The sequence below is a fragment of the Pseudomonas fluorescens NCIMB 11764 genome (genome assembly GCF_000293885.2).
Classification (GTDB): Bacteria; Pseudomonadota; Gammaproteobacteria; order Pseudomonadales; family Pseudomonadaceae; genus Aquipseudomonas; species Aquipseudomonas fluorescens_B.
Genome location: NZ_CP010945.1, coordinates 41,468 through 62,429, shown reverse-complemented (window position 1 = coordinate 62,429; position 20,962 = coordinate 41,468). Strand labels below are relative to the sequence as shown.

Sequence of the window (20,962 nt, the reverse complement as noted above, 5' to 3'; positions counted from 1 at the left end):
CAAAAAAGCCGCGTTTCTCGATCGAGAAACGCGGCTTTTTTTCTGGGAGGCTTAAGCGCCGTCCTGGTCCTTCAAGTGCTCAAACAGGCCTTTTGGCATTTTCTTGCCGTTGGCTTCGAAGTTGGCTTTGACGTTGTCGTAAGCCTCTTGCTCGTCGATGAAGCCGTCGTGGTTGGTGTCGATCTTGTCGAAGTTGGACTTAGGCGCAACTTTCTGGAATTCGGCGCGGGACACCTTGCCGTCACCGTCGGTGTCGGTTTTTGCCATCGATGCATCGCCGCACTTGCCTTCGCCACATTTGCCTTCAGGGGTTTTCACCACCTGTTCGGCCGAGGCCAGCAGGTAGCCCTGAGTCAAAGGCTGCGAAGCAAAAGCGGAGCCGGTCAACATCATGCCGCCAGCGAGGACTGCACCGAGCAAACCGATAGTGTTTTTGGTGGTACGGGACATTTCAATTCTCCAGGGTTGCACGACACAACCATTCGATAAAAGACGCCACGTAAGTGCGGCGATCACCGTAGCTGGCGGGACGCCTTGCTCGGATGTGGCCATTTAGCGGGCGAGGTGTATCGCTACTGTGTCGCGCAAGGGGGGAGTTTGTAACCGAAGGGGCGAAATTGCGGGGAGAGATACAGTGAGACACAGATCTCAAGGTTGTGATTGAAAAATGTGGGAGATTCTATGTTTGGGGGGAACACCCAAACATAGAATTTGGCTTGTATTCGGTTTGGTTTTTCATCAGGGCAAACATCACTCTGGCCAGCTTGCGTGCCAGGATAACCAAGGCCTGAGTGCCTTTTAGACCTCTGGCCAGATAGCGTTCGTAGTACGGCTTCCAGGTCGGCGAACGGCTGGCAGCCATAGCGCTATTGTGAAACAAGCGCCGGAACTCCGAGTCCCCTCGTTTAGAGAGTCGACGCTTTTGATCCTTTTGTCCTGACTGCCTCACACGCGGATCCATGCCGAGGAAAGCGACGTACTCGTCGCTGTTGGCAAATTCCCCACGCATAAAAGCAGTGGCCGCTGCGGTGGCCGTCAGGAGCCCTACGCCCTCGATGGCCTGGCAACGCTTCACCTGATCATCAATCCCACCTTCCTCAGCAATTTCCTTGAGCGTTTTCTGAATCATCTTTTCGAACTGGGCAATGGCGGCCAGAAGCTGGTTGAAGTGCTCTTTCAGCAAGGATTCGTTTTTCCAGCTCTGCTTGAGTGCAACACAGGCCCGGACCAACTGAGCCCGACGGCGAAGCAGGCTTTTCATTTGTGTGTAAGCCTTCGGTGGCGGATTCCAGATCCTCAATCTGTCGGATTCGCGGCTCAAGTAACGGGCCAGCAGTTCGGCATCCAACGTATCTGTTTTCGCCCTCATGCCTATTCCATCGCGGTATCTGTTGAGGCGACTGCCATCGATGACGTAAACGTCATGGCCCATTTCATGGGCCATTTCCGTTGTATCAAGGTGATAGATATTGGTCGCTTCTAGCGCGATAGCGCTGTGCGCTGGCAGCGTCTTGAGCCATTGCTTCAAGGTTGATCGCTTGTTCGCGATATTTAGGGTCTTTTCCAGGTCGGATCGATAGATAACGATCTCGTCCTTCGCCACATCCACACCGACGACCACCTGCGAATCCAGGATTGTCATGGCACACCCTCCGAGCTAGGGTTTAGATACTTGACGGGGTTCACCGTTGCGCTGGCTTGTTTCTATCGTCGGTCCGAGCCGATGCATTCCTTATCGGCGCATTAGGTGAAGGGGTGGGACGAAGTCTCCCACGGTCTGTACTGGTCAGAGTCAGATGACGAGCTTTAGTCCCACCCACCCCTTCAAGTCTAAACATACAAGCGAGCCTGCTCGCGAAGCGGTGTATCAGCCAACTCATGTGGCGATTGACACTCCGCTATCGCGAGCAGGCTCGCTCCCACAAGGGATGTGTGTCAGTGCAGCTTCAGCCGCGGCTCAGTCCCGCGCCCGATTTTGCTGCCCAGCATCAACATTGCCGTGCGGAATGCGCCATACAGCGCCATCTGGTGCATGCGGTACAGCGACACATAAAACATCCGCGCCAGCCAGCCCTCAAGCATCACGCTACCCGTCAGGTTGCCCATCAAGTTACCCACAGCCGAAAAACGCGACAGCGAAATCAACGAGCCGTAGTCGGTGTACTTGTACACAGGCAACGGCTTGCCTTCGATCCGCAGCTTCAGCGATTTGGCCAGCAGCGACGCCTGTTGATGCGCTGCCTGGGCACGCGGCGGCACGTTGCGATCGGTGCCCGGCTGCGGGCAGGCGGCGCAGTCGCCGAAGGCGAAGATGTTTTCGTCGCGGGTGGTTTGCAGGGTCGGCAGCACTTGCAGCTGGTTGATCCGATTGGTTTCCAGACCGTCGATGTCCTTGAGGAAACCTGGCGCACGAATGCCCGCGGCCCAGACCTTGAGGCTGGCGTTGATCACTTTGCCGTCGGCGGTGATCAGGCTATCGGCGGTCACTTCACTGACGGCCGCATTGGTCATGACGTTGACCCCGAGTTTCTCCAGGGTTTTATGCACAGGGCCGCCGATCCGTTCCGGCAATGCTGGCAGTACCCGTGGACCGGCCTCGATCAGGGTGATGTGCATGTTCTCCGGTTTGATCCGGTCCAGGCCGTAGGCCGCCAGTTCATGTGCGGCGTTGTGCAGTTCGGCCGCCAGCTCGACGCCCGTGGCGCCGGCGCCGACGATTGCCACGCTGATCTGCTGCACCACATCCGTCTGCCCGGCGTGGGCGCGCAAATAATGGTTCAACAGTTGCTGGTGGAAGCGCTCGGCCTGTTTGCGGGTGTCGAGGAACAGGCAATGCTGCGCCGCGCCCTGGGTACCGAAATCGTTGGTGGTGCTGCCGACGGCGATCACCAGCGAGTCGTAAGGCACTTCACGCGCCGGCACCAATTCCAGGCCGGCCTCATCGTAAGTGGCCGCCAGCTGGATTTTCTTCTGCGCGCGATCAAGCCCGCTCATGCGCCCCAGCTGGAACTCGAAGTGGTTCCATTTTGCCTGGGCGACATAGTTGAGTTCGTCTTCGGAAGAGTTAAGGGAACCGGCCGCGACTTCGTGCAACAGCGGTTTCCAGATGTGGGTCAGGTTCGCGTCGACCAGCATCACACTGGCCGTGCCGCGCTTGCCCAGAGTCTTACCCAGACGGGTAGCCAACTCCAGACCGCCGGCGCCGCCGCCAACGATGACAATACGATGAGTCATGGGGATATCTCGCAAGGCTAAAAGAAATCGGTGCAATTACCCGAGCGAGCGCGATGCAGCTCATAGCGTCAGGTAACTGATAAATCGGCTCAACAAGCCCAGGCCAATGGTCACTGCCAACACCACCACCAGGAGCATCCACGGCCGGAAAGGCCGGCGCTCGACTCGGTGCTGGGACAGGTGCAGGTACTCTTCGACATGTTTCTGGTCGTCGGGGTTCAGGCGGCTGGTCATATCGGGCCTCGTCATCGGGTAGACGTTGCTGAATTGATAGAAGCTACAGGGGTTTTTACCCCACATTGAACGGAGCATAGCCGCTGGCGGGAATCGGCTCGACACTGACTGTATCGTCCAGCCGAATGATTCCACTTTGTAACACTCGGGCGGTGATTCCGCCATGTCCGCGAACGGCCTGGAAAGTGCCGGGGCCGAGGTTGTTTTGCAGGCGTGCGCAAGGCTGGCACCAACCGGTGGTTTCGAAAATCGCCTGGCCGATTTTGAAGCGGCGACCCTTGAGGCTGAACAGGTTTATCCCGCTGACAACGAGGTTGCGCCGCAAATCACCAGGCAGGACCGGATTGTCGTCCGGTCGGCCCATCAGCGAACTGATCACTGGCAGATGCTCCCATTGAATCAGTGTCACCTGTCGCGCATTGCGTACGCCGGGACGGGCCCGATCGCCGGTCAGGCCGGCCTCGAGACGCGCTTCCACGGCCTCCAGCTCGATCATCGGCACATGCGGTTGCGGGCGCACGCCGATCCAGCGTACACGGCCGGTTTGCGGGACTTCAGCGATCAGCTCCTGCAGTGGACTCACAGGCTGATCCCGACATCGAAGACGATGCTGCGACCGAGGTTGCTGCGCAGGAAATCCGGTGCGTCGGGATGCGCAAACAAAACCCGGGCGAATGTCGGACCGACCAGTGACAACGAGCGCCAGCCCTGACGCAAGTATTCGGTGGGTGGCGGGAAATGGCTGTTGAGGTCGAGCACTTCGCGCTTGAGGCTGGCAAAGGCGATGATGTCCAGTTCGCCCAGGTCCATGCCGCGTTCCTTGTAGTTGTGCGCTTTTTTGCGCAAGGTCGGCGCGAGTCTCAGCAGGAATTCATTGGCCGGAATGCGCCTGGGCTTGGCTTCTCGGCGCACCAGCGAACTCAAGGAAAACGCACTGCGTCGCCGCTGCAGCTCATCGCGCCACTCATCATTGAGACGCCGGCCCTCGTCGAGCACGAAAAACACTTCGAAATTCGCATCGCGAAACAGCACGTCCGGCGGTTCGCCGGCGGGAGCGAATTCGTCGACGCGGTAAGGAATGTTCAGGCCTTGCAGCAGGCGCTGGCACACCCAACGCTCACGCTCCCATTTGCGGGCATTGGAAAGGAACGCGTTGGCTTGCTCGGCCGCAATGGTCAGCAGGCGTAGATAATCTGAGTCATCCATAGGCCCAAGCTTAGCGTTCAAATGCGACAAGCTGAAAGCTTTGCATTGAAACGAGGACGTAAAGCCCCGGCAGGCGTCATCGCTGATCGGGTGGTAGCTGCGGTGCTTCTTTGATCGTTGTCGCGGCGATGGGGTGTGCAATACAGGCGGTGTAGACTGGATTCATTGCGCTCAAGCGCCTCAACGAAGGGGAATGTCGTGAAATTATGGCCCGTGTTATTGCTCAGTCTTGTGCCTCTTTGGGCTCAGGCGCTGGAGGTGGGGGAGCGGCTGGCGCCGTGGACCTTGCTTGATCAGTTCGATCAGGCCTTCACGCTCGACAATCAGACTCAGACGCTGCTGGTGGCGCGCAGCATGGACGCCGCGAAGCTGGTCGACGCGGCACTGCAGGGCCAGCCCAAGGGCTATCTGGAGGCCCGGCACGCGGTATTTGTCGCGGATATCCAGCGCATGCCCCGGCTGATCGCGAAGATGTTCGCCGTGCCGGCCATGCGCGATTATTCCTATCGCGTGATGCTCGACCGTGACGGACGCGTGGCGCCGCGCTACCCCGGGGCCGTGGATAAAGTGTTGTGGCTGGAGCTCAAGGACGGTCAAGTGGTCGGTGAGCACGAATACGCCACGGCGGCGCAACTGCGTGAGGCACTGGAGAAGGCCCGGCCGTGATCGGGCTTCAGTGCGTTGACTTGTTCGGCCGCAAGGGTCAGCAGGTGTAAGTCGTCGGGGTCATCCATAGACCCCGGCTCTCCAAAGTAATCGCCAGGAAAACTGTTTGTCGCGCAGGAGCAAAGCCTGCTGCGACATCCCTCCTTCTCGCGCCCGATTCAGGGCCCTGCACAAAACGGATAGCGATCTGCGCAAAGCGGATATTGCCCCGCGCCTGGCAACTTTACCCTCGGCTTTACGGGACGTTAGCCGCTTTACCGACGCTCTGAAAAAAACAACAACAAGAGATAAATGCCATGCGCAAGATTGACGTACATGAGGTTATCGACAACGCACGATTCAACCGCTTCCACTGGATGGTGCTGTTCTGGTGTGCGCTGATCATCATCTTCGACGGTTACGACCTGGTGATTTACGGGGTCGTGCTGCCGATGCTGATGAAAGAATGGGGGCTCAGTCCTTTGCAGGCTGGCGCTCTGGGCAGTTACGCGCTGTTCGGCATGATGTTTGGCGCGCTGTTTTTCGGCCCGCTCTCGGACCGGATCGGCCGCAAGAAAGCCATCACGATCTGCGTGATGCTCTTCAGCGGTTTCACCGTGCTCAACGGTTTTGCGCGTAACCCCACCGAGTTCGGGATTTGCCGGTTCATCGCCGGACTGGGCATCGGCGGGGTGATGCCCAACGTCGTGGCATTGATGAACGAGTACGCGCCGAAGAAAATCCGCAGCACGCTGGTGGCGATCATGTTCAGCGGTTACTCCGTGGGCGGCATGCTCTCGGCGGGGCTGGGCATCGTGCTGATCCCGAGCTTCGGCTGGCAGTCGGTGTTTTACGTCGCGGTGCTGCCGTTGGTGTTGTTGCCGCTGATCATGTACTTCCTGCCCGAGTCGGTGGGTTTCATGCTGCGACAGGGACGCAATGAAGAGGCGCGCGCCATTCTTCAGCGGGTGGATCCGGCGTACATCGCGCAGACCAGCGATCAGCTGCACATGAGCGAAGTGAAGGGCACCGGCACCCCCGTTCTGCAACTGTTTCGCGAGGGCCGGGCGCTGCGCACGCTGATGCTGTGGCTGGCATTTTTCTGCTGCCTGCTGATGGTCTACGCCTTGAGTTCGTGGCTGCCGAAACTGATGGCCAACGCCGGATACAGCCTGGGCTCAAGCCTGTCGTTCCTGCTGGTGCTCAACTTCGGCGCGATTTTCGGCGCGGTGGGCGGCGGCGTTCTGGGTGACAAGCTGAACCTGCCGCGGGTGTTGGCGGTGTTCTTCGCCATGGCAGCCGTGTCGATCACTTTGCTGGGCTTCAACAGCCCGATGCCAGTGTTGTACTTGCTGATCGCTATTGCCGGCGCCACCACCATCGGTTCGCAGATTCTGCTGTACGCCTGCGCCGCGCAGTTCTACTCCATGACCATTCGCTCCACCGGTTTGGGTTGGGCCTCGGGCATCGGGCGCAACGGCGCGATTGTCGGACCGCTGCTGGGCGGGGCCTTGCTCGGGATCAGCCTGCCGCTGCAACTCAACTTCATGGCGTTCGCCTTGCCCGGTGCGGTGGCCGCGATCGCCATGACCGTGTTCGCCATCAGCAGTCAGCGCAGCACCCGACAGTCGTTGGCGAATCTACGTCATGGTACGGCGGGCGGGTCTGTCGGCGAAGCTTCATGAGGGCGTTCGTCCGGGATTTTTCCCTGTCGGCGGCGGTCGCTGGATTTATCGCCACGGTGATTTCCTACGCCGGCCCGTTGGTGATTATTTTCCAGGCGGCCGAGACCGCGCAGTTGTCGCGGGAAGTGCTGTCGTCGTGGGTCTGGGCGATCTCCATCGGCAGCGCGGTGCTCGGTATCGGGTTGAGCCTGCGTTACCGCGTGCCGGTGATCATCGCGTGGTCGGCGCCGGGCTCGGCGCTGTTGGTGGCGCTGTTGCCGGGGATCTCCATGCCGGAAGCGGTGGGGGCTTATCTGGTCAGCAGCCTGATCATTTTCCTGGTCGGCGTGTCGGGAGCGTTTGACCGGATCATCGGCAAACTGCCGGCGGCGATTGCGGCGGCGATGCTGGCGGGGATTCTGTTCAGCTTCGGCACCGGATTGTTCGTTTCGTTGCAGGGCAAGCCGTTGCTGGTGCTGGCGATGTTTGCCACGTACCTGGTCTGCAAACGGTTAATGCCGCGTTATGCGGTGTTGATGGTGCTGCTGGTGGGCTGCTCGATGGCCTTTCTCGCCGGCGATTTGCACAGCGAAGCGTTGGTGATCGGCTTGGCCACGCCGGTGTGGATCACGCCCGAGTTCAGCCTGAGCGCCACCCTGAACATTGCGTTACCGCTGGTGATGGTGGCGCTGACCGGACAGTTCGTGCCCGGCATGGCGGTGCTGCGAGCCAGCGGTTACGCCACGCCGGCCGGTCCGATCATCGCCAGCAGTGCGTTGGGCACGGCGTTGTTGGCCCCGTTCGGCTGTCACGGACTGAATCTGGCAGCGATCACCGCGGCCATTTGTACCGGCCGCGAGGCCCATGAAAACCCTGGCAAGCGCTACGTCGCCGGGGTGGTCGGCGGGCTGTGTTACCTGGTGCTGGGGATCTTCGGCGCCACTCTGGTTTCACTGTTTTCGGCGTTCCCCAAAGAACTGATTGCGGCACTCGCCGGGCTGGCGCTGTTCGCCGCGATTGCCGGGGCGTTGGCCGGCGCCATGGCGGTGCCGAATGATCGGGAAGCCGCGCTGGTGACCTTCCTGACCACCGCGTCGGGCATGTCGCTGTTGGGTTTGTCCGCAGCTTTCTGGGGCCTGATTTTCGGCATGGTCACCCATGTGTTGTTAAACGCCCGTCGCGAAAGCGCGGCGGCTGAAGCACTTCCAACTGTCGATCAATAAAAATAAGAGAACAAACGATGAAACAGATTTTTCCAGCAACCGGTCCAGTGTTGTCCATGGCGCTCGTCTCGGGTTTCTCCGCGGGGGCGATGGCGGCCGAGAGCGGCTTTATCGAAGACACCACAGCCACCTTGCAAGCACGCAATTACTACTTCAGTCGGGACTTCTCCGACATCGTCGGGGCGAACAAACAGTCGAAGGCTGAAGAGTGGGCGCAGGGTTTCATCCTCAACGTCAAATCCGGTTACACCCAAGGCCCCGTGGGATTCGGTGTGGATGTGATCGGCTTGCTCGGGCTCAAGCTCGACAGCAGTCCGGATCGGGTCAATACCGGTTTACTGCCCGTTAAAGATGACGGGCGCGCGGCGAATGATTACAGCCGTCTCGAAGCGGCGCTGAAGGTGCGTTTCTCCAAAACCGAGCTGAAAGTGGGCGAGTTGCAGCCCAATCTGCCGGTGCTGGCGTTCAGCGATATTCGTCTGCTGCCGCCCAGCTATCAGGGCGCAAGCATCAGTTCCAACGAGATCAATGGCCTGACCCTGCAGGGTGGCCACTTGAACACGACCAGCCTGCGCAACGAGGCCGGCGACGAAAAGATGCAGGCCATGCTCGGCCACGTGCCGCAACGTCAGGTCAGCAGTGACGGCTTCAATTTCGCCGGTGCCGATTACGCCTTCAACGATAAACGCAGTTCGGTCAGTGCCTGGTTCGGGCAACTGGAAGATATCTACAACCAGCGCTTTCTCGGTCTCAAGCATAGCGAACCGATGGGGGACTGGATTCTGGGCGCGAACCTGGGTTACTACGATTCGCGCGAAGACGGCAAGAAGCTGCTGGGCAACATCGATAACCAGGCGTTCTTCTCGCTGTTGTCCGCCAAGCGCGGTGGCCACACGTTTTATGTCGGTTATCAGGGAATGTTCGGTGACAGTGCTTTCCCACGGGTCTTTGCCAACATCTCGCCGCTGGGCAATGAGGTGCCCACCTACGAGTTCGCCTACACCGATGAACGCTCCTGGCAAGCGCGCTACGACTACGATTTCGCCGCCCTCGGCGTGCCGGGGCTGACCAGCACTGTGCGCTACATCTCCGGCAACAATGTCGATACCGGGCAAGGCTTCGAGGGCAAGGATCGCGAGCGTGATCTCGACCTCGGCTACGTGCTGCAAAGCGGCAGCCTCAAGGGCCTCGGAATTCGGGTGCGTAACGTGATGGCCCGTTCCAACTACCGCAGTGATATCGACGAAAACCGCCTGATCCTCAGCTACACCTGGACGCTGCTATGACCATTGAAAAAGAACAACCGTCGTACAACATCGGTTTGCAGGTCAAGCTGGAGCAATTGACCGAGTCGGTGCTGCAAACCGAGGAGGACATGCGCTTTGCCAATCAACTGGCGCGCACGGCCGGTGATCGGGTCAAGGCGAGTGCGCAGAGCATGCAGTCGTCGGCCAGTGTGCTGGAGGATCTGAACCTCTACATGCAGCGTCTGGATCAAGTGTTCGATGAGCTCGGCAGTCAGTCGATGCGCATCGGCGCGATTGTCGGCAGCATTCAGGACATCGCCCGTCAGACCAACCTGTTGGCGCTGAACGCGGCGATCGAGGCGGCGAGGGCGGGCAGCCATGGCCGAGGGTTTGCGGTGGTCGCCGATGAGGTGCGCAATCTCTCCCGTCAGGCGGCGGACTCCAGTGCGCAGATCCGGCAAATCGCCACGGGGCTGGAACAGTCGGCGGAGCAGGCGCGCCAGGGGCTTCAGCAGCTATCCGGTTCAACCCGTCTGGGTCTGGAAAAGGCTGGCGTGGCGTTGCACTCGATGGGTGAACTGCAAAGCGGTGCGGTGGCCAGGGTCGAGGTGGTCGAACGGATCATGGCGCGTCTGGCCGGTCTGCATGATTTGGCGTTGCAGGCGAAACGGCTGATCGTGTGAGTCGTGGGTTACCCGGCTTTACAGGCTGCTGGTGCAGTTGCCCATGACTGGGTAGGTCACGCTGTGGGTCTGGCCTTGATGATCGATGTAGACCATGGTTGCCGGTACGACATCGCACGCGGTTGCGGTGTCGGTCACTGAAACCACCTTGGCGATGTCCAGCGGTTGCGCCGGGTTGTATGGGGTGGCGGCTGACTCGTGGGTGGCGGCCATGGCTGACGTGGCAATGAGGCTCAGAAGCAGGGTGGTCAGGGTTTTCATTTTTGTCGGCTCGGGGTTGGTTCTGATGCTTTGAAGTCTAGTCCTTCGCTGGGGGTGATAAAGGTGGCTGGGGCTGATTCAGTTTTGCAGGAAGCGTAATAATCGCTCGGGTTGATTGGGGGCACAAACGGCGGTGTAGACTGAAAACCTGTCCTCTCCCGGCAAAGAAAAAGGAGCAAGCCCAGCCATGATCGGCGCCGAACTGCTGACCCCGGAAACCCTCGCCGTCGGATGGCTGATCTACGTCCCAGCCCTGATCTGGGCCGTCGCACGTGCCCCGTGGGTCGAACTGTTCAGCGACAGCCGCCGCCAGCACCTGCTGTTCGGCACCGTATTCGCCCTGTTCATGCTCTGGCTGGTACGACGGGATTTCGACACCGGCGTGTCCTATCACTTCATCGGCATGACCGCAGTGACCCTGCTCCTGGACTGGCCGATGGCAATCGTCGGCGGACTGGTCGCACAAACAGGCCTGGTCCTGCTCGGACGCCAGGACCTCGCCGCCGTCGGGGTCAACGGCGCGTTGTTCATTCTGCTGCCCGTGCTGGTCACCGAGTGCTGTGCCATCCTGGTCGAGCGAGCGCAACCGCGAAACCCCTTCGTTTACATCTTCGTTTCCGGCTTCTTCGCAGCGGCGCTATCGGCCTTGCTGTGCCTGTTGCTGGCCCTGTGGTTGTTGTGGTTCAACGAGCTTTTCGTCATGCCCTATTGGCTGGAGGATTTTGTCGGTTACCTGTGGCTGATCATCTTTCCCGAAGCGTTCATCAACGGCATGGTCGTCAGCGCACTGGTGGTGTTCAGCCCGGAATGGCTGGAGACCTTCAACCGCACACGCTACCTTTCGGCGCCCTGGAAGGACGACGACCCGAAATCTTGATCCACATCAAATCCAAAAAACGTCGACGAATCCATGCTCCGCAAAACCTTCAGGAGCATCGAAATGAGTGTCTACGAATGGGCAAGGCAGGAGTTGCGCCACAGTCTGGATGCAGCGCAGGAAGTCGGGTTTGATCCGGGGTTGAGCTTGCGTGCCTTGCTCAGTGCAGTGGTGCAGCAGAGCAAGGCGGTACGCAGTATCGAGGATCTGGCGGATGAGTTGCAGTTTCTTGCCGAGAACCTCGATGACGGTCAGGACTACGGCTTTATGCGGCCCTGAATCCCGGCCTCAGTGACGTGGTTCGAAGTCTTCGCTGAACAGTTCGTCTTCGGCATCCGGGCTCACCGGGATCTTGTGTTCTTCCGACGCCCACGCGCCCAGGTCGATCAGTTTGCAGCGGTCCGAACAGAACGGCCGGAATTTGCTTTCCGGGGTCCATTCGACAGGGGCGCCGCAGGTTGGGCAATCGACGGTTGGGATCTGGCTCATGACTGGCCTCCACGCAAAGTAAGGTAAAAGTGATGCAGGCGCTCGACCTCGCTGTGCAGCCAGGCGAGGTCGCGGTCATTGACCACCACATCGTCGGCATGGCTCAGGCGATCCTGGCGGCTGGATTGCGCCTTGAGAATCGCCTGGACCTGTTGTTCGCTGGTCTGGTCGCGCTGCAGGGTGCGTTCGATCTGCAGTTGTTCGGGCGCATCGATCACCAGCACGCGCTGGGTCATGGCGAATTGACCGGACTCGATCAGCAACGGCGAAACCAGAATCGCGTAAGGCGATTGTGCCTTGCCTAGGTGATCGGCAATTTCCCTGGCGATCAGCGGATGCAAAAGCGCTTCGAGCCAGAGGCGTTGCTCAGGCACTTCGAAGATCAGTTTGCGCAATGCCGCACGATCCAGTTGACCGTCGGCCTGCAACACGCCGGGGCCGAAATGTTCGGCAATCTGTGCCAGCGCCGGGCGACCCGGCTCCACCACCCAGCGCGCCGCATGATCAGCATCGACCACATGCACGCCCAGGTCGATGAAGTGCTGGGCAGCCGCGCTTTTGCCGCTGCCGATGCCACCGGTCAGGCCGAGAATCCAGGGTTTTTCCACAGGGGTATTCATTTCAAACCGACAAACTGCCAATAGAAGTCGGTTATTTGACCACCCCAGAGCAACGCAATCCAGCCGGCAATCGCCAGATAGGGACCGAAGGGGATAGGCGTCGAGGCTTTCGCGTTGCGCAGGCTCAGCAAAATAACGCCGATAACGGCACCGACCAGAGACGACAGCAGAATGGTGAGCGGCAAAATCTGCCAGCCACCCCAGGCGCCCAGCATGGCCAGGAGCTTGAAATCGCCGTGGCCGATGCCATCCTTGCCGGTGATCAGCTTGAACAGCCAGAACACCGACCACAGCGCCATGTAGCCAGCAATTGCGCCCCACAGTGCCTCGGTCAATGGCACGAACAACTCGAAGCTGTTGACGATCAATCCCAGCCACAACAGTGGCAGCACCAGTACATCCGGCAACAACTGATGCTCGGCGTCGATCAGGCTCATGGCCAACAAACCCCAGGTCAACACCAGCACCATCACGGCCTGCCCACCGAAACCGAAATGCCAGGCGATGAACGCTGACAGCAGGCCGCACGCCAGTTCGGTCAATGGATAGCGTTTGCTGATGGGGGTTGCGCAGCTGGCGCATCGCCCACGTAAAAACACATAACTGAGCAGCGGAATGTTTTCCCAGGCGCGGATCCGGTGCCCACAGTGCGGGCATTGGGAATGGGGCAGCATCAGGTTGTAGGTCGGGAGCGGTGTTTCGCCAGGCAAGCCGAGAATTTCATAGGCCTGCAGTCGCCATTCGCGCGCGAGCATTTTCGGCAGGCGCCAGATCACTACGTTGAGGAAGCTGCCGACCAGCAAGCCGACCACCAGTGCAATGCCGACAAACGCCAGCGGGTACAGGGTCAGGATTTCGTTCAGGGGCATGTCAGATCGCATTGCCGAGTTGGAAAATGGGCAGGTACATTGCAATCACCAGGCCGCCGACGATAACCCCCAGCACCACCATGATGAACGGCTCCATCAGACTGGTGAGGTTATCGACCATGTTGTCGACTTCGGCCTCATAGAAACTCGCGACCTTGTCGAGCATGTCGTCCAGTGCGCCGGACTCTTCGCCAATGGCGGTCATCTGGATCGCCATGTTCGGAAAGATGCCGGAGGTGCGCATGGAGAAATTCAGCTGCATCCCTGTCGACACATCCTGCTTGATGCGCAGCACCGCACGCTTGAACACGATGTTGCCGGTCGCGCCCGCCACCGATTCCAGCGCCTCGACCAGCGGCACGCCAGCGGCAAAGGTGGTCGACAGTGTGCGGGCGTAACGGGCCACGGCGGACTTGTACATCAGCGTGCCAATCAGCGGCAGTTTCAACAGCCAGGTGTCGGTCCGGTCGCGAAAGCCTTGTGATGTCCTGAAGGCGTGGCGCGCACCGAATATCGCAGCAATCAAAGCCCCCAGCATCACCCACCACCAATCCTGCATGAACTGCGACAGACCGATGACCATCACCGTGAACGCCGGCAATTGCGCACCTAATCCTTTGAACACCGACTCGAATTGCGGCACCACCTTGACCAGCAGAATGCCGGTGACGATGATCGCGACGAACACCACGGCCAGGGGATACGTCATGGCTTTCTTGATCTTGGCCTTGAGGCTTTCGCTCTTTTCCTTGTAGGTCGCGACGCGCTCCAACAGGGTGTCCAGCGCGCCGGCCTGTTCGCCGGCATCCACCAGGTTGCAGTAGAGCTCATCGAAATACTGCGGTTTTTTACGCAGGGCGGCGGCGAAACTGTTGCCCGCCGCGACCTCCTGTTTCACGTCGTCCACCAGTTTGCGCATGGCCGGGTTATCGAAGCCTTCGCCGATGATGTCGAACGACTGCAACAGCGGCACCCCGGCTTTCATCATGGTCGCCATCTGCCGGGTGAACAGGGCAATGTCATGCGCCTTGATGCGTTGGCCGAGGCTGAAAATCGCGGCGGACTTCTTGCGCACCTTGCCGGGATTGATGCCTTGCTTGCGCAATTGCGCCTTGATCAGCGCCGGGTTCTGACCGCTGAGTTCGCCGGTCATTTTCGTGCCTTTTTTATCTGTGCCTTCCCAGGCGTAAACGCTGATTTTCGCTGCTTTGACCGCCATGTTCAGTCCTTGGTGACCCGGTTGATTTCTTCAAGGCTGGTGATGCCTTGCATGGCCTTGATCAGCCCGGAAGTACGCAGGTCGTTGAAGCCGTCCTTGCGCATCTGGATATCGATTTCCAGCGAATTGCCTTCGGCCATGATCAGCCGTTGCAGGTCCGGTGTGTTCTTCACCACTTCATAAATTCCCACGCGCCCCTTGTAGCCAACGTTGCACTGGTCGCAACCGACCGGTTCATAGATCGTGAACGAGCCAATGCGTTCCTCGGGGAAGCCTTCCTTGATCAACGCCTCGCGGGGAATATCGATGGGTCTCTTGCAATGGCTGCACAGTTTGCGCGCAAGGCGCTGGGCGATGATCAGACTGACCGAGGTGGCGATGTTGAACCCCTGAATGCCCATGTTGTGCAGGCGGGTCAGGGTTTCCGCGGCGCTGTTGGTGTGCAGGGTCGACAGCACCAGGTGACCGGTCTGGGCGGCCTTGATGGCGATCTCCGCGGTTTCCAGGTCACGGATCTCGCCGACCATGATCACATCCGGGTCCTGGCGCAAAAACGAACGCAGCGCCTGGGCAAAGCCCAGTCCCTGCTTGGGGTTGACGTTGACCTGGTTGATGCCTTCCATGTTGATCTCCACCGGATCTTCGGCGGTGGAGATATTGATGTCCACGGTGTTGAGGATATTCAGCCCGGTATAGAGCGACACGGTCTTGCCCGAACCGGTAGGCCCGGTCACCAGGATCATCCCTTGTGGCTGCTTCAGTGCGGCCATGTACAGGTCTTTCTGGTCCGGCTCGTACCCGAGGGCGTCGATGCCCATTTGGGCGCTGGACGGGTCGAGGATCCGGATCACCACTTTCTCGCCCCAGAGGGTCGGCAGGGTATTGACCCGGAAGTCGATGGACTTGCTCTTGGACAGGCGCATCTTGATCCGCCCGTCCTGGGGTTTGCGTCGCTCGGAGATGTCGAGGCTGGCCATGACTTTCAGGCGCGCGGCGATGCGGTTGGCCAGTTGAATCGGTGGCTTGGCGACTTCACGCAACATGCCGTCGGTGCGCATCCGCACGCGGTAGGTTTTCTCGTAGGGTTCGAAGTGCAGGTCGGATGAGCCGCTCTTGATTGCGTCGAGCAACATCTTGTGGACAAAGCGCACCACCGGCGCGTCGTCGGCGTCTTGCCCGGCGATGGCGTCCTGGTTGCGGTCGTCGATCGACTCGATGTCGACGCCATCGAGGTCGACGTCAGCCATGTCTTCGAGGCCGGAATTGTGGCTGTCGAAAAATTTCTCGATGGCGTCGCTGAGCTTGTCGTCCTCCACCAGGATGGCTTCGGTGTTCAGCCCGGTGCTGAACTGGATATCGTTGATAGCCTGGTAATTGGTCGGGTCGGAAACGCCGACGAACAACTTGTTGCCGCGCCGCCAGAGGGGCAGGGCGTTGTGCTGGCGAAGCAGTTTTTCGCTGACCAGCCCTTTGGGTTGGGACTCTTTGTCCAGGCAGTGGAGGTCCAGCAGCGCCATGCCGAAATGCTCGGAGGCGATCTCGGCGATCTGACGGCTTTTCACCAGTTTGTTCTGCACCAGATAACTGACCAGGGAGAGTTTCTGGCGTTGGGCTTGCTGATACGCCTGTTGCGCGCTTTTGTCAGTGAGCAGTTCGGCCATGACCAATTGCTTGGCCAGACCGCTAAGGGCGATGTCATTCATTGGGATACCGGACGCAGACAGTTCATGACTTATAGCCTAGTCAACCCAAGGAGCCAAACCAGCGCTGCTCTGGTGACAAAAAGTGTCAGTTAGTGCGGACCTTGGGTGCAGACAAAAGCGCCGCGTTGTTCTCGCGCCCCGTTAACAGGGGATTAACGGATTGGCACGGGCTGTGCTGCGGCTAATTCAGATCATGAGATGTCGACTCATGCATGGAGCTTGTCTATGAATACTCAAAAAGGTTTTACGCTGATCGAACTGCTGATCGTGGTGGCGATCATCGGGATTCTGGCGACATTTGCGTTGCCGGCTTATTCGAAATATCAGGCCCGGGCCAAAGTTACGGCCGGGCTTGCTGAGATTTCTGCTTTAAAAGTGAATTTTGAAGATGTGCTGAATCAGGGGGTCAATCCGGATTTGGCCAAAGTGGGTGGCACGTCGCCTACCACCAATTGCACGATCACTGCTTCGGGTACAGCCTCTGACGGCAAAGGTACTATCGGTTGCACGATTCTTAATGCGCCAGCGCCAGTTCTTAGCAAGACCATTACGCTGACCCGCGACCCGACAACCGGCTGGGCGTGTACGACCAAGGTCGATGCCGACTATGCCCCAGGCGGATGTGTTGCTAACTAAGATCCTGTTCTGCCTCGCTTGAAATATGCCCCGTTAAAAACGGGGCATTTTTTTTGATAGCCCAAAGGAAAAAAAGAAAACCCCGAGAATTCATGGCCTTAGGCCCACGCCAAAACCCGCAACTTGCATGTACATATTTTCAAAGTCATGCAATTTGCATGATTCCGAAAATTTCACTTTTATATATATCATTGATTTATAACGATTTTTTATCTGTCTCAAACTTGGCACAGCGTTCGCAATATACCTAGTAACCCTGCTGACAAGACATGCAGCAGACTTTATGAAAAAACAGGAGTTACTCGTATGAAGAAGTTCGCTATCGCTGCCGCTACTGCTACCGCGCTGACCCTGACCATGGCCAACGCTGCATTTGCTCAAACCACCCAGGCTACCCAGTCCCCAATGGTGCTGGCTGCTGGTGAAGTGACAGAAGCCAAAGAAGCAACCTCTGACACCTGGATCACCACCAAAGTCAAAGCTGACCTGGTGACCGAAAAAGGCATTCCTGGTACCGACATCAAGGTTGAAACCAACAAAGGTGTTGTTTCCCTGTCGTCTACCGTCGCGGTGACTGACGCTCAGAAAGCCACTGCTGTGGCCATCACCAAGAAAATCAAAGGCGTCAAAGCGGTCTCCGCTGACGGCCTGAAAGCCGAGTAAGGCAAGACTTCTCGCCTGGACCGGGAGAAGACGCGGTAGACGGGCCGAGTCATACGTCCGCCGCGACTTGAGAGTTCATGCGACGGCCACAAGGATGTGGCCATTACAGGCCCCGGACATTCGTGTTCGGGGCCTGTTCTATTGTGGGCGCACAAAAAAAGATCGCTGCCTTCGACAGCGCCTACAGATATCCACATTCCCTGTAGGCGCTGCCGAAGGCTGCGATCTTTTGCTCTTCAGTTACCGCGCTTGCTGGTGATCTGCTTCAACCGATTCCCTTCAAACCGCAGATACTGGTACATCCCGCCGCTGGGTCCGTAGGTCCATTCCTCGACCTGGAATTCTTCCCGGCGATTGGCACTGCGCTTGTAGCCCAACAGATCGCGGCTGACCGGCTCACCGCACTTCTGCAGCACCTCGCTGGACCTGTCCCCGACGCTGACCAACTGACTGCCGCAACGCAGGGTATCGGCGGCCGAAGCCTGACTGGCCGCGAGTGCCAGGGTCAGGCCGAACAGCAATTGTCTGATCATCACTCGGCGTCCAGATGCAGTGGTGTCACCACCTTGCCGTCACTTTCCGCTTCGCCGAGGCTGGCGTCGATGAAATACACGCGGTCGTCGGCCAACTGTCCCTTGTCGACCAGATAATCCTTGATGCTGCTGGCACGGTCCTGGCCCAGTTGGCGCAACAGCACGTCGCTGGTACTCCAGAACTTGATCACGTCCGCGCGCATTTTCGCGGTGCGTTCTTCCTTGCCCAGATCCTTCCATTCGGCGGGTGGCTGGGTTTTCAGGCGAGTGCGGTAGATGCCTTCCAGCAGCGGGCCTTTCTCGCTGTCCGGTACTTGCAGCAGCGAAGCCTGCGCCGGCACCTTGTCGCCGCGACGCTGGAGCATTTTGTAGTAGTTGTACTGGTATTCCCGCTCCAGGCGTTGCTCGGCGATCGGCGGACCATCACTGCTGGCGGCAGCGGTGCCTTCGATTTCCAGGCGCAACGCCGGACGTTCCTTGAGGGCCTGGGACAGTTTGACCAACGAGCCCTCGGCCTCCTTGCTCAGGTCGCTGGAACCTGGTGCGAACGACACCGTGCCCAGGTCTTCCGAGCCACCGCCACTGACCAGTCCGCCGATCATTTTGAACGGCGCGGCGGCGGCCTTGACGATCAGGTTGCGCAGGGTCTGCCAGACAATCGGCATGACGCTGAATTGTGGATTGTTGAGGTCGCCGGTGACCGGTAGTTCGATGGAAATCTTGCCATCGACGTCCTTGAGCAGGGCAATCGCCAGTTTCAACGGCAGGCTGACGGCGTCCGGGCTGTCGACCTTTTCACCGAGCTGCAACTGCTCGACCACCACTTTGTTTTCAGCCTTGAGCTGACCTTTGGTGATCAGGTAATGCAGGTCGAGATTGAGCCGGCCCTTGCGGATACGGTAGCCGGCGAACTTGCCGGAGTAGGGCGTCAGCGTGGTCAGCTCGACGCGTTTGAAACTGGTAGCGATGTCGAGGCTGGCCATTGGGTCGAACGGATTGACCGAGCCCTTGATGGTCACCGGTGCGTAGCGATCGACCTTGCCTTTGATGTCCACGGTCGCCGGTTTCGCCTGACGGCTGTCGATGGTGCCGATCTGGCCGTTGAGCTGTTGCACGGCGGTGGCGAAGTTCGGGGTCAGACTGAAGTCGGCAAAGTTGGCCGAGCCGTCATTGATGGCAACCCCGCCAATGTGGATGCCCAGCGGTTTGTCCTTGCTGGCGGCGGGTTTGGCGGCGGCCGTTTTGGCCCCGGAGTCGGGCGGCTGCGGGATCAGCAGGTCATCGACGTTGGTGGTGCGGTCATCGTTGATCATGAAGCGCACATAGGGCTGGAACAGGTTGATCCGGTCGATCGACAGGCTGTCGCCGTGCTGATAATTCAAGCCTTCGACCACCACCTGCTGCCACTTGAGAAAGTCGCGGGTTTTCAGGGTGTCGAGGGTGTGCAGCTGATCGATTTGCGCGCGTCCTGTCACGCTCAGCGCCAACGGCTCGGTGCTTTTCAGGTTGACTGCGAGGTCGCTGCCGAGCATGCCGCTGCGCAGTTCGAGGCGAATGAACGGGTTGATGTAGGACTGGGCAACCCGCAGGTCGATGTCCTTGGTCTGCACGTTGAGCCTGGCGCTGACCGGGGCCAGATTGACCTCGCCATCGGCGGTGATCTTGCCTTGCTTGCCCACGCCGGTGTCGAGCTTGAGGGTAAAGGGCGAGCCATTGAGGCTGTCGAAATTCTGCAGGTCCAGGTTCAGCGGGGTCAGGTCCAGCGTCACGGCGGGTTGCGCTTTTCGATCAGCCAGGTGCACCTGGTAATCGCGCAGTTGCACGTCCTTGAGCAATACCTGCCAAGGCTTGCTCGGCGCGGCAGGCGCTTTCGGCGAGTCGGCGGCTGCCGGCGTGCTGACGGGCTCGGCTTTGGCTTTCGTAGCTTCCTTGGACGGTTGGCTGGCGAACAGTTTCTGCCAGTCGAGTTGGCCGTCCGCTTCGAGCGCCGCCCAAGTTTCCAGTTTATTGCTGCGAATCTTGCCGACCACGACTTGCTGTTTGGCCAGGTCCACGGTGGTGTCGGTGATGTCCAGTCGCGCGAGTTTCGCCAGCGGTCGACCGTCCGGGGCATTGATGGCGAAAGGCGCGACGCTGACCGCTACGTTGCTCAGCAGCAGTTCGGTTTCCTTGGACAAGTTGAGCTTGTAGTCGGTGCTCAGGTTCAGCACGCCGTTTTCCAGCACCAGCGGCAGCGCGTCGCGCACATAAGGCCAAAAGGCTTTCATCTGGCCGTCGGTGATTTTCAGCTTACCTTCGGAGGCGATCGGGATCAGGCTGAAATTGCCGGTCCAGTCGAGTTGCCCACCGTTCGGGCCGATGGCCACAAGGGTCATGTCGGCGCTGTCTTCGGGCAGGGTGCTGAGGTTGTTCAGCTCGAAATCGAGTTTGTCGTAGAGGAACTCGATGGCTTCGCTGGGGCGATCGTCCTTGAAGTGCACGACACCGTCCGCCAGTTTGATCCGCTCTATGCGCAGCGGAAAAGGTTTGGCGTCCGGGTCGGCCGGGGTCGGTTCGCTGGCGGGGATGTTGAACAGACCGAGCAGATTGAGCTTGCCGTCCTTGCCAAAGAGGATTTCGGTCTTGGGTTTGTCCAGCTCGATATCCGACAGATGCAGCGCCTTGGTCCAGAGGCTGTCGATCTGCAGATTGGCGTACAGGCGTTCGAAGCCGACCTGTTCCTTGCCCGGCTCTCCGATGATCAGGCCCCACAGGGTGACTTCAAGGCTGAAGGGGTTGAGTTCTATTCGCTGAATCGTGGCGGGCGTCGTGGCGTAGTTGGCCAGTTGCTGGTTGGCAACCCGCAATGCGATGCCCGGCAAAATCAGAAACCCCAGCAGGCTGTAGAGGGCCAGAGCAGTCAACAGGGCGCCGATAGCGCGGATCAATCCTTTGGGCATGTGTGGCTTCATCTGTC

The 20,962-nt window shown here is 59.2% G+C and carries 23 protein-coding genes; 9 read left to right on the top strand and 14 right to left on the bottom strand.

The window, feature by feature from the left end:
* Positions 1–51: 51 nt before the first annotated feature.
* The 6 genes from B723_RS00300 to B723_RS00275 all read right to left on the bottom strand — a co-directional run bounded on the left by B723_RS00300 (position 52) and on the right by B723_RS00275 (position 4,674).
* Entirely contained in the window at positions 52–450 is a 399-nt protein-coding gene (locus tag B723_RS00300) for a hypothetical protein (RefSeq protein ID WP_017340833.1), read from the bottom strand.
* 229 nt (positions 451–679) lie between these two features.
* Positions 680–1,642: an IS110 family transposase gene (locus B723_RS00295; RefSeq protein WP_052909672.1), complete on the bottom strand. Its 963-nt coding sequence runs from the start codon at positions 1,640–1,642 to the stop codon at positions 680–682.
* Between the two features lie 293 nt (positions 1,643–1,935).
* Positions 1,936–3,234 carry an NAD(P)/FAD-dependent oxidoreductase gene (locus B723_RS00290; RefSeq protein WP_017340832.1) on the bottom strand — a complete coding sequence of 433 codons (1,299 nt, stop codon included), beginning with the start codon at positions 3,232–3,234 and terminating at the stop codon, positions 1,936–1,938.
* 60 nt (positions 3,235–3,294) lie between these two features.
* Positions 3,295–3,468 carry a DUF3094 domain-containing protein gene (locus B723_RS00285; RefSeq protein WP_008028730.1) on the bottom strand — a complete coding sequence of 58 codons (174 nt, stop codon included), beginning with the start codon at positions 3,466–3,468 and terminating at the stop codon, positions 3,295–3,297.
* 55 nt (positions 3,469–3,523) lie between these two features.
* Positions 3,524–4,051, bottom strand: a complete 528-nt coding sequence (locus B723_RS00280; RefSeq protein ID WP_017340831.1) for an MOSC domain-containing protein — start codon at positions 4,049–4,051, stop codon at positions 3,524–3,526.
* Complete coding sequence (locus B723_RS00275) at positions 4,048–4,674, bottom strand: DUF1780 domain-containing protein (protein ID WP_017340830.1); 627 nt, start codon at positions 4,672–4,674, stop codon at positions 4,048–4,050. The genes B723_RS00280 and B723_RS00275 overlap by 4 nt, the downstream gene beginning before the upstream one ends.
* A gap of 198 nt (positions 4,675–4,872) precedes the next feature.
* Between B723_RS00275 and B723_RS00270 the strand changes: the two genes are divergently transcribed.
* The 5 genes from B723_RS00270 (at position 4,873) to B723_RS00250 (ending at position 10,136) form a co-directional block, all read left to right on the top strand.
* A complete protein-coding gene (locus B723_RS00270; RefSeq protein WP_017340829.1) occupies positions 4,873–5,340 on the top strand; it encodes a hypothetical protein in 468 nt (155 codons plus the stop codon).
* 296 nt (positions 5,341–5,636) lie between these two features.
* Positions 5,637–7,004: an aromatic acid/H+ symport family MFS transporter gene (locus B723_RS00265; protein WP_017340828.1), complete on the top strand. Its 1,368-nt coding sequence runs from the start codon at positions 5,637–5,639 to the stop codon at positions 7,002–7,004.
* Positions 7,001–8,206, top strand: a complete 1,206-nt coding sequence (locus B723_RS00260) for a benzoate/H(+) symporter BenE family transporter (RefSeq protein WP_017340827.1) — start codon at positions 7,001–7,003, stop codon at positions 8,204–8,206. Before B723_RS00265 ends, B723_RS00260 begins: the two co-directional genes overlap by 4 nt.
* 17 nt (positions 8,207–8,223) lie before the next feature.
* Complete coding sequence (locus tag B723_RS00255) at positions 8,224–9,492, top strand: OprD family porin (protein ID WP_017340826.1); 1,269 nt, start codon at positions 8,224–8,226, stop codon at positions 9,490–9,492.
* Positions 9,489–10,136, top strand: a complete 648-nt coding sequence (locus tag B723_RS00250) for a methyl-accepting chemotaxis protein (protein WP_017340825.1) — start codon at positions 9,489–9,491, stop codon at positions 10,134–10,136. The genes B723_RS00255 and B723_RS00250 overlap by 4 nt, the downstream gene beginning before the upstream one ends.
* Positions 10,137–10,154: 18 nt before the next feature.
* Here B723_RS00250 and B723_RS00245 read toward each other — a convergent pair whose 3' ends face one another.
* The gene (locus B723_RS00245; protein ID WP_017340824.1) at positions 10,155–10,397 is read right to left on the bottom strand and encodes a DUF2790 domain-containing protein; all 243 of its coding nucleotides are present in this window, start codon (positions 10,395–10,397) and stop codon (positions 10,155–10,157) included.
* A gap of 187 nt (positions 10,398–10,584) precedes the next feature.
* Here B723_RS00245 and B723_RS00240 point away from each other — a divergent pair, with 187 nt between their 5' ends.
* Together B723_RS00240 and B723_RS00235 are read left to right on the top strand one after the other, a co-directional pair.
* Positions 10,585–11,274 carry an energy-coupling factor ABC transporter permease gene (locus tag B723_RS00240; protein ID WP_017340823.1) on the top strand — a complete coding sequence of 230 codons (690 nt, stop codon included), beginning with the start codon at positions 10,585–10,587 and terminating at the stop codon, positions 11,272–11,274.
* 63 nt (positions 11,275–11,337) lie between these two features.
* Positions 11,338–11,553 carry a hypothetical protein gene (locus tag B723_RS00235; protein WP_017340822.1) on the top strand — a complete coding sequence of 72 codons (216 nt, stop codon included), beginning with the start codon at positions 11,338–11,340 and terminating at the stop codon, positions 11,551–11,553.
* A 9-nt stretch (positions 11,554–11,562) separates the two neighbouring features.
* Here B723_RS00235 and yacG read toward each other — a convergent pair whose 3' ends face one another.
* From yacG to pilB, 5 genes are read right to left on the bottom strand one after another with little or no spacing between them, the layout of a single operon-like run.
* Positions 11,563–11,763 (bottom strand): DNA gyrase inhibitor YacG, encoded by a 201-nt coding sequence (gene yacG, locus B723_RS00230; RefSeq protein ID WP_017340821.1) that lies wholly within the window; start codon positions 11,761–11,763, stop codon positions 11,563–11,565.
* Positions 11,760–12,383, bottom strand: a complete 624-nt coding sequence (gene coaE / locus B723_RS00225) for a dephospho-CoA kinase (RefSeq protein WP_017340820.1) — start codon at positions 12,381–12,383, stop codon at positions 11,760–11,762. Before coaE ends, yacG begins: the two co-directional genes overlap by 4 nt.
* A complete protein-coding gene (locus B723_RS00220) occupies positions 12,380–13,252 on the bottom strand; it encodes a prepilin peptidase (protein ID WP_017340819.1) in 873 nt (290 codons plus the stop codon). The genes coaE and B723_RS00220 overlap by 4 nt, the downstream gene beginning before the upstream one ends.
* A gap of 1 nt (position 13,253) precedes the next feature.
* On the bottom strand, positions 13,254–14,471 hold the full coding sequence (locus tag B723_RS00215) for a type II secretion system F family protein (protein WP_017340818.1): 1,218 nt from the start codon (positions 14,469–14,471) through the stop codon (positions 13,254–13,256).
* Positions 14,472–14,473: 2 nt separating this feature from the next.
* Positions 14,474–16,174: a type IV-A pilus assembly ATPase PilB gene (pilB, locus tag B723_RS00210; RefSeq protein WP_017340817.1), complete on the bottom strand. Its 1,701-nt coding sequence runs from the start codon at positions 16,172–16,174 to the stop codon at positions 14,474–14,476.
* Between the two features lie 225 nt (positions 16,175–16,399).
* Between pilB and B723_RS00205 the strand changes: the two genes are divergently transcribed.
* Both B723_RS00205 and B723_RS00200 read left to right on the top strand, forming a co-directional pair.
* Positions 16,400–16,810, top strand: a complete 411-nt coding sequence (locus B723_RS00205; RefSeq protein WP_017340816.1) for a pilin — start codon at positions 16,400–16,402, stop codon at positions 16,808–16,810.
* Positions 16,811–17,116: 306 nt separating this feature from the next.
* Positions 17,117–17,473: a BON domain-containing protein gene (locus B723_RS00200; protein ID WP_017340815.1), complete on the top strand. Its 357-nt coding sequence runs from the start codon at positions 17,117–17,119 to the stop codon at positions 17,471–17,473.
* A 236-nt stretch (positions 17,474–17,709) separates the two neighbouring features.
* On the opposite strand, the gene B723_RS00195 is transcribed toward B723_RS00200, so the two are convergent.
* Together B723_RS00195 and B723_RS00190 are read right to left on the bottom strand one after the other, a co-directional pair.
* Positions 17,710–18,006, bottom strand: a complete 297-nt coding sequence (locus tag B723_RS00195) for a DUF2845 domain-containing protein (RefSeq protein WP_017340814.1) — start codon at positions 18,004–18,006, stop codon at positions 17,710–17,712.
* Entirely contained in the window at positions 18,006–20,957 is a 2,952-nt protein-coding gene (locus B723_RS00190) for a DUF748 domain-containing protein (protein ID WP_017340813.1), read from the bottom strand. Before B723_RS00190 ends, B723_RS00195 begins: the two co-directional genes overlap by 1 nt.
* Positions 20,958–20,962 lie beyond the last annotated feature (5 nt).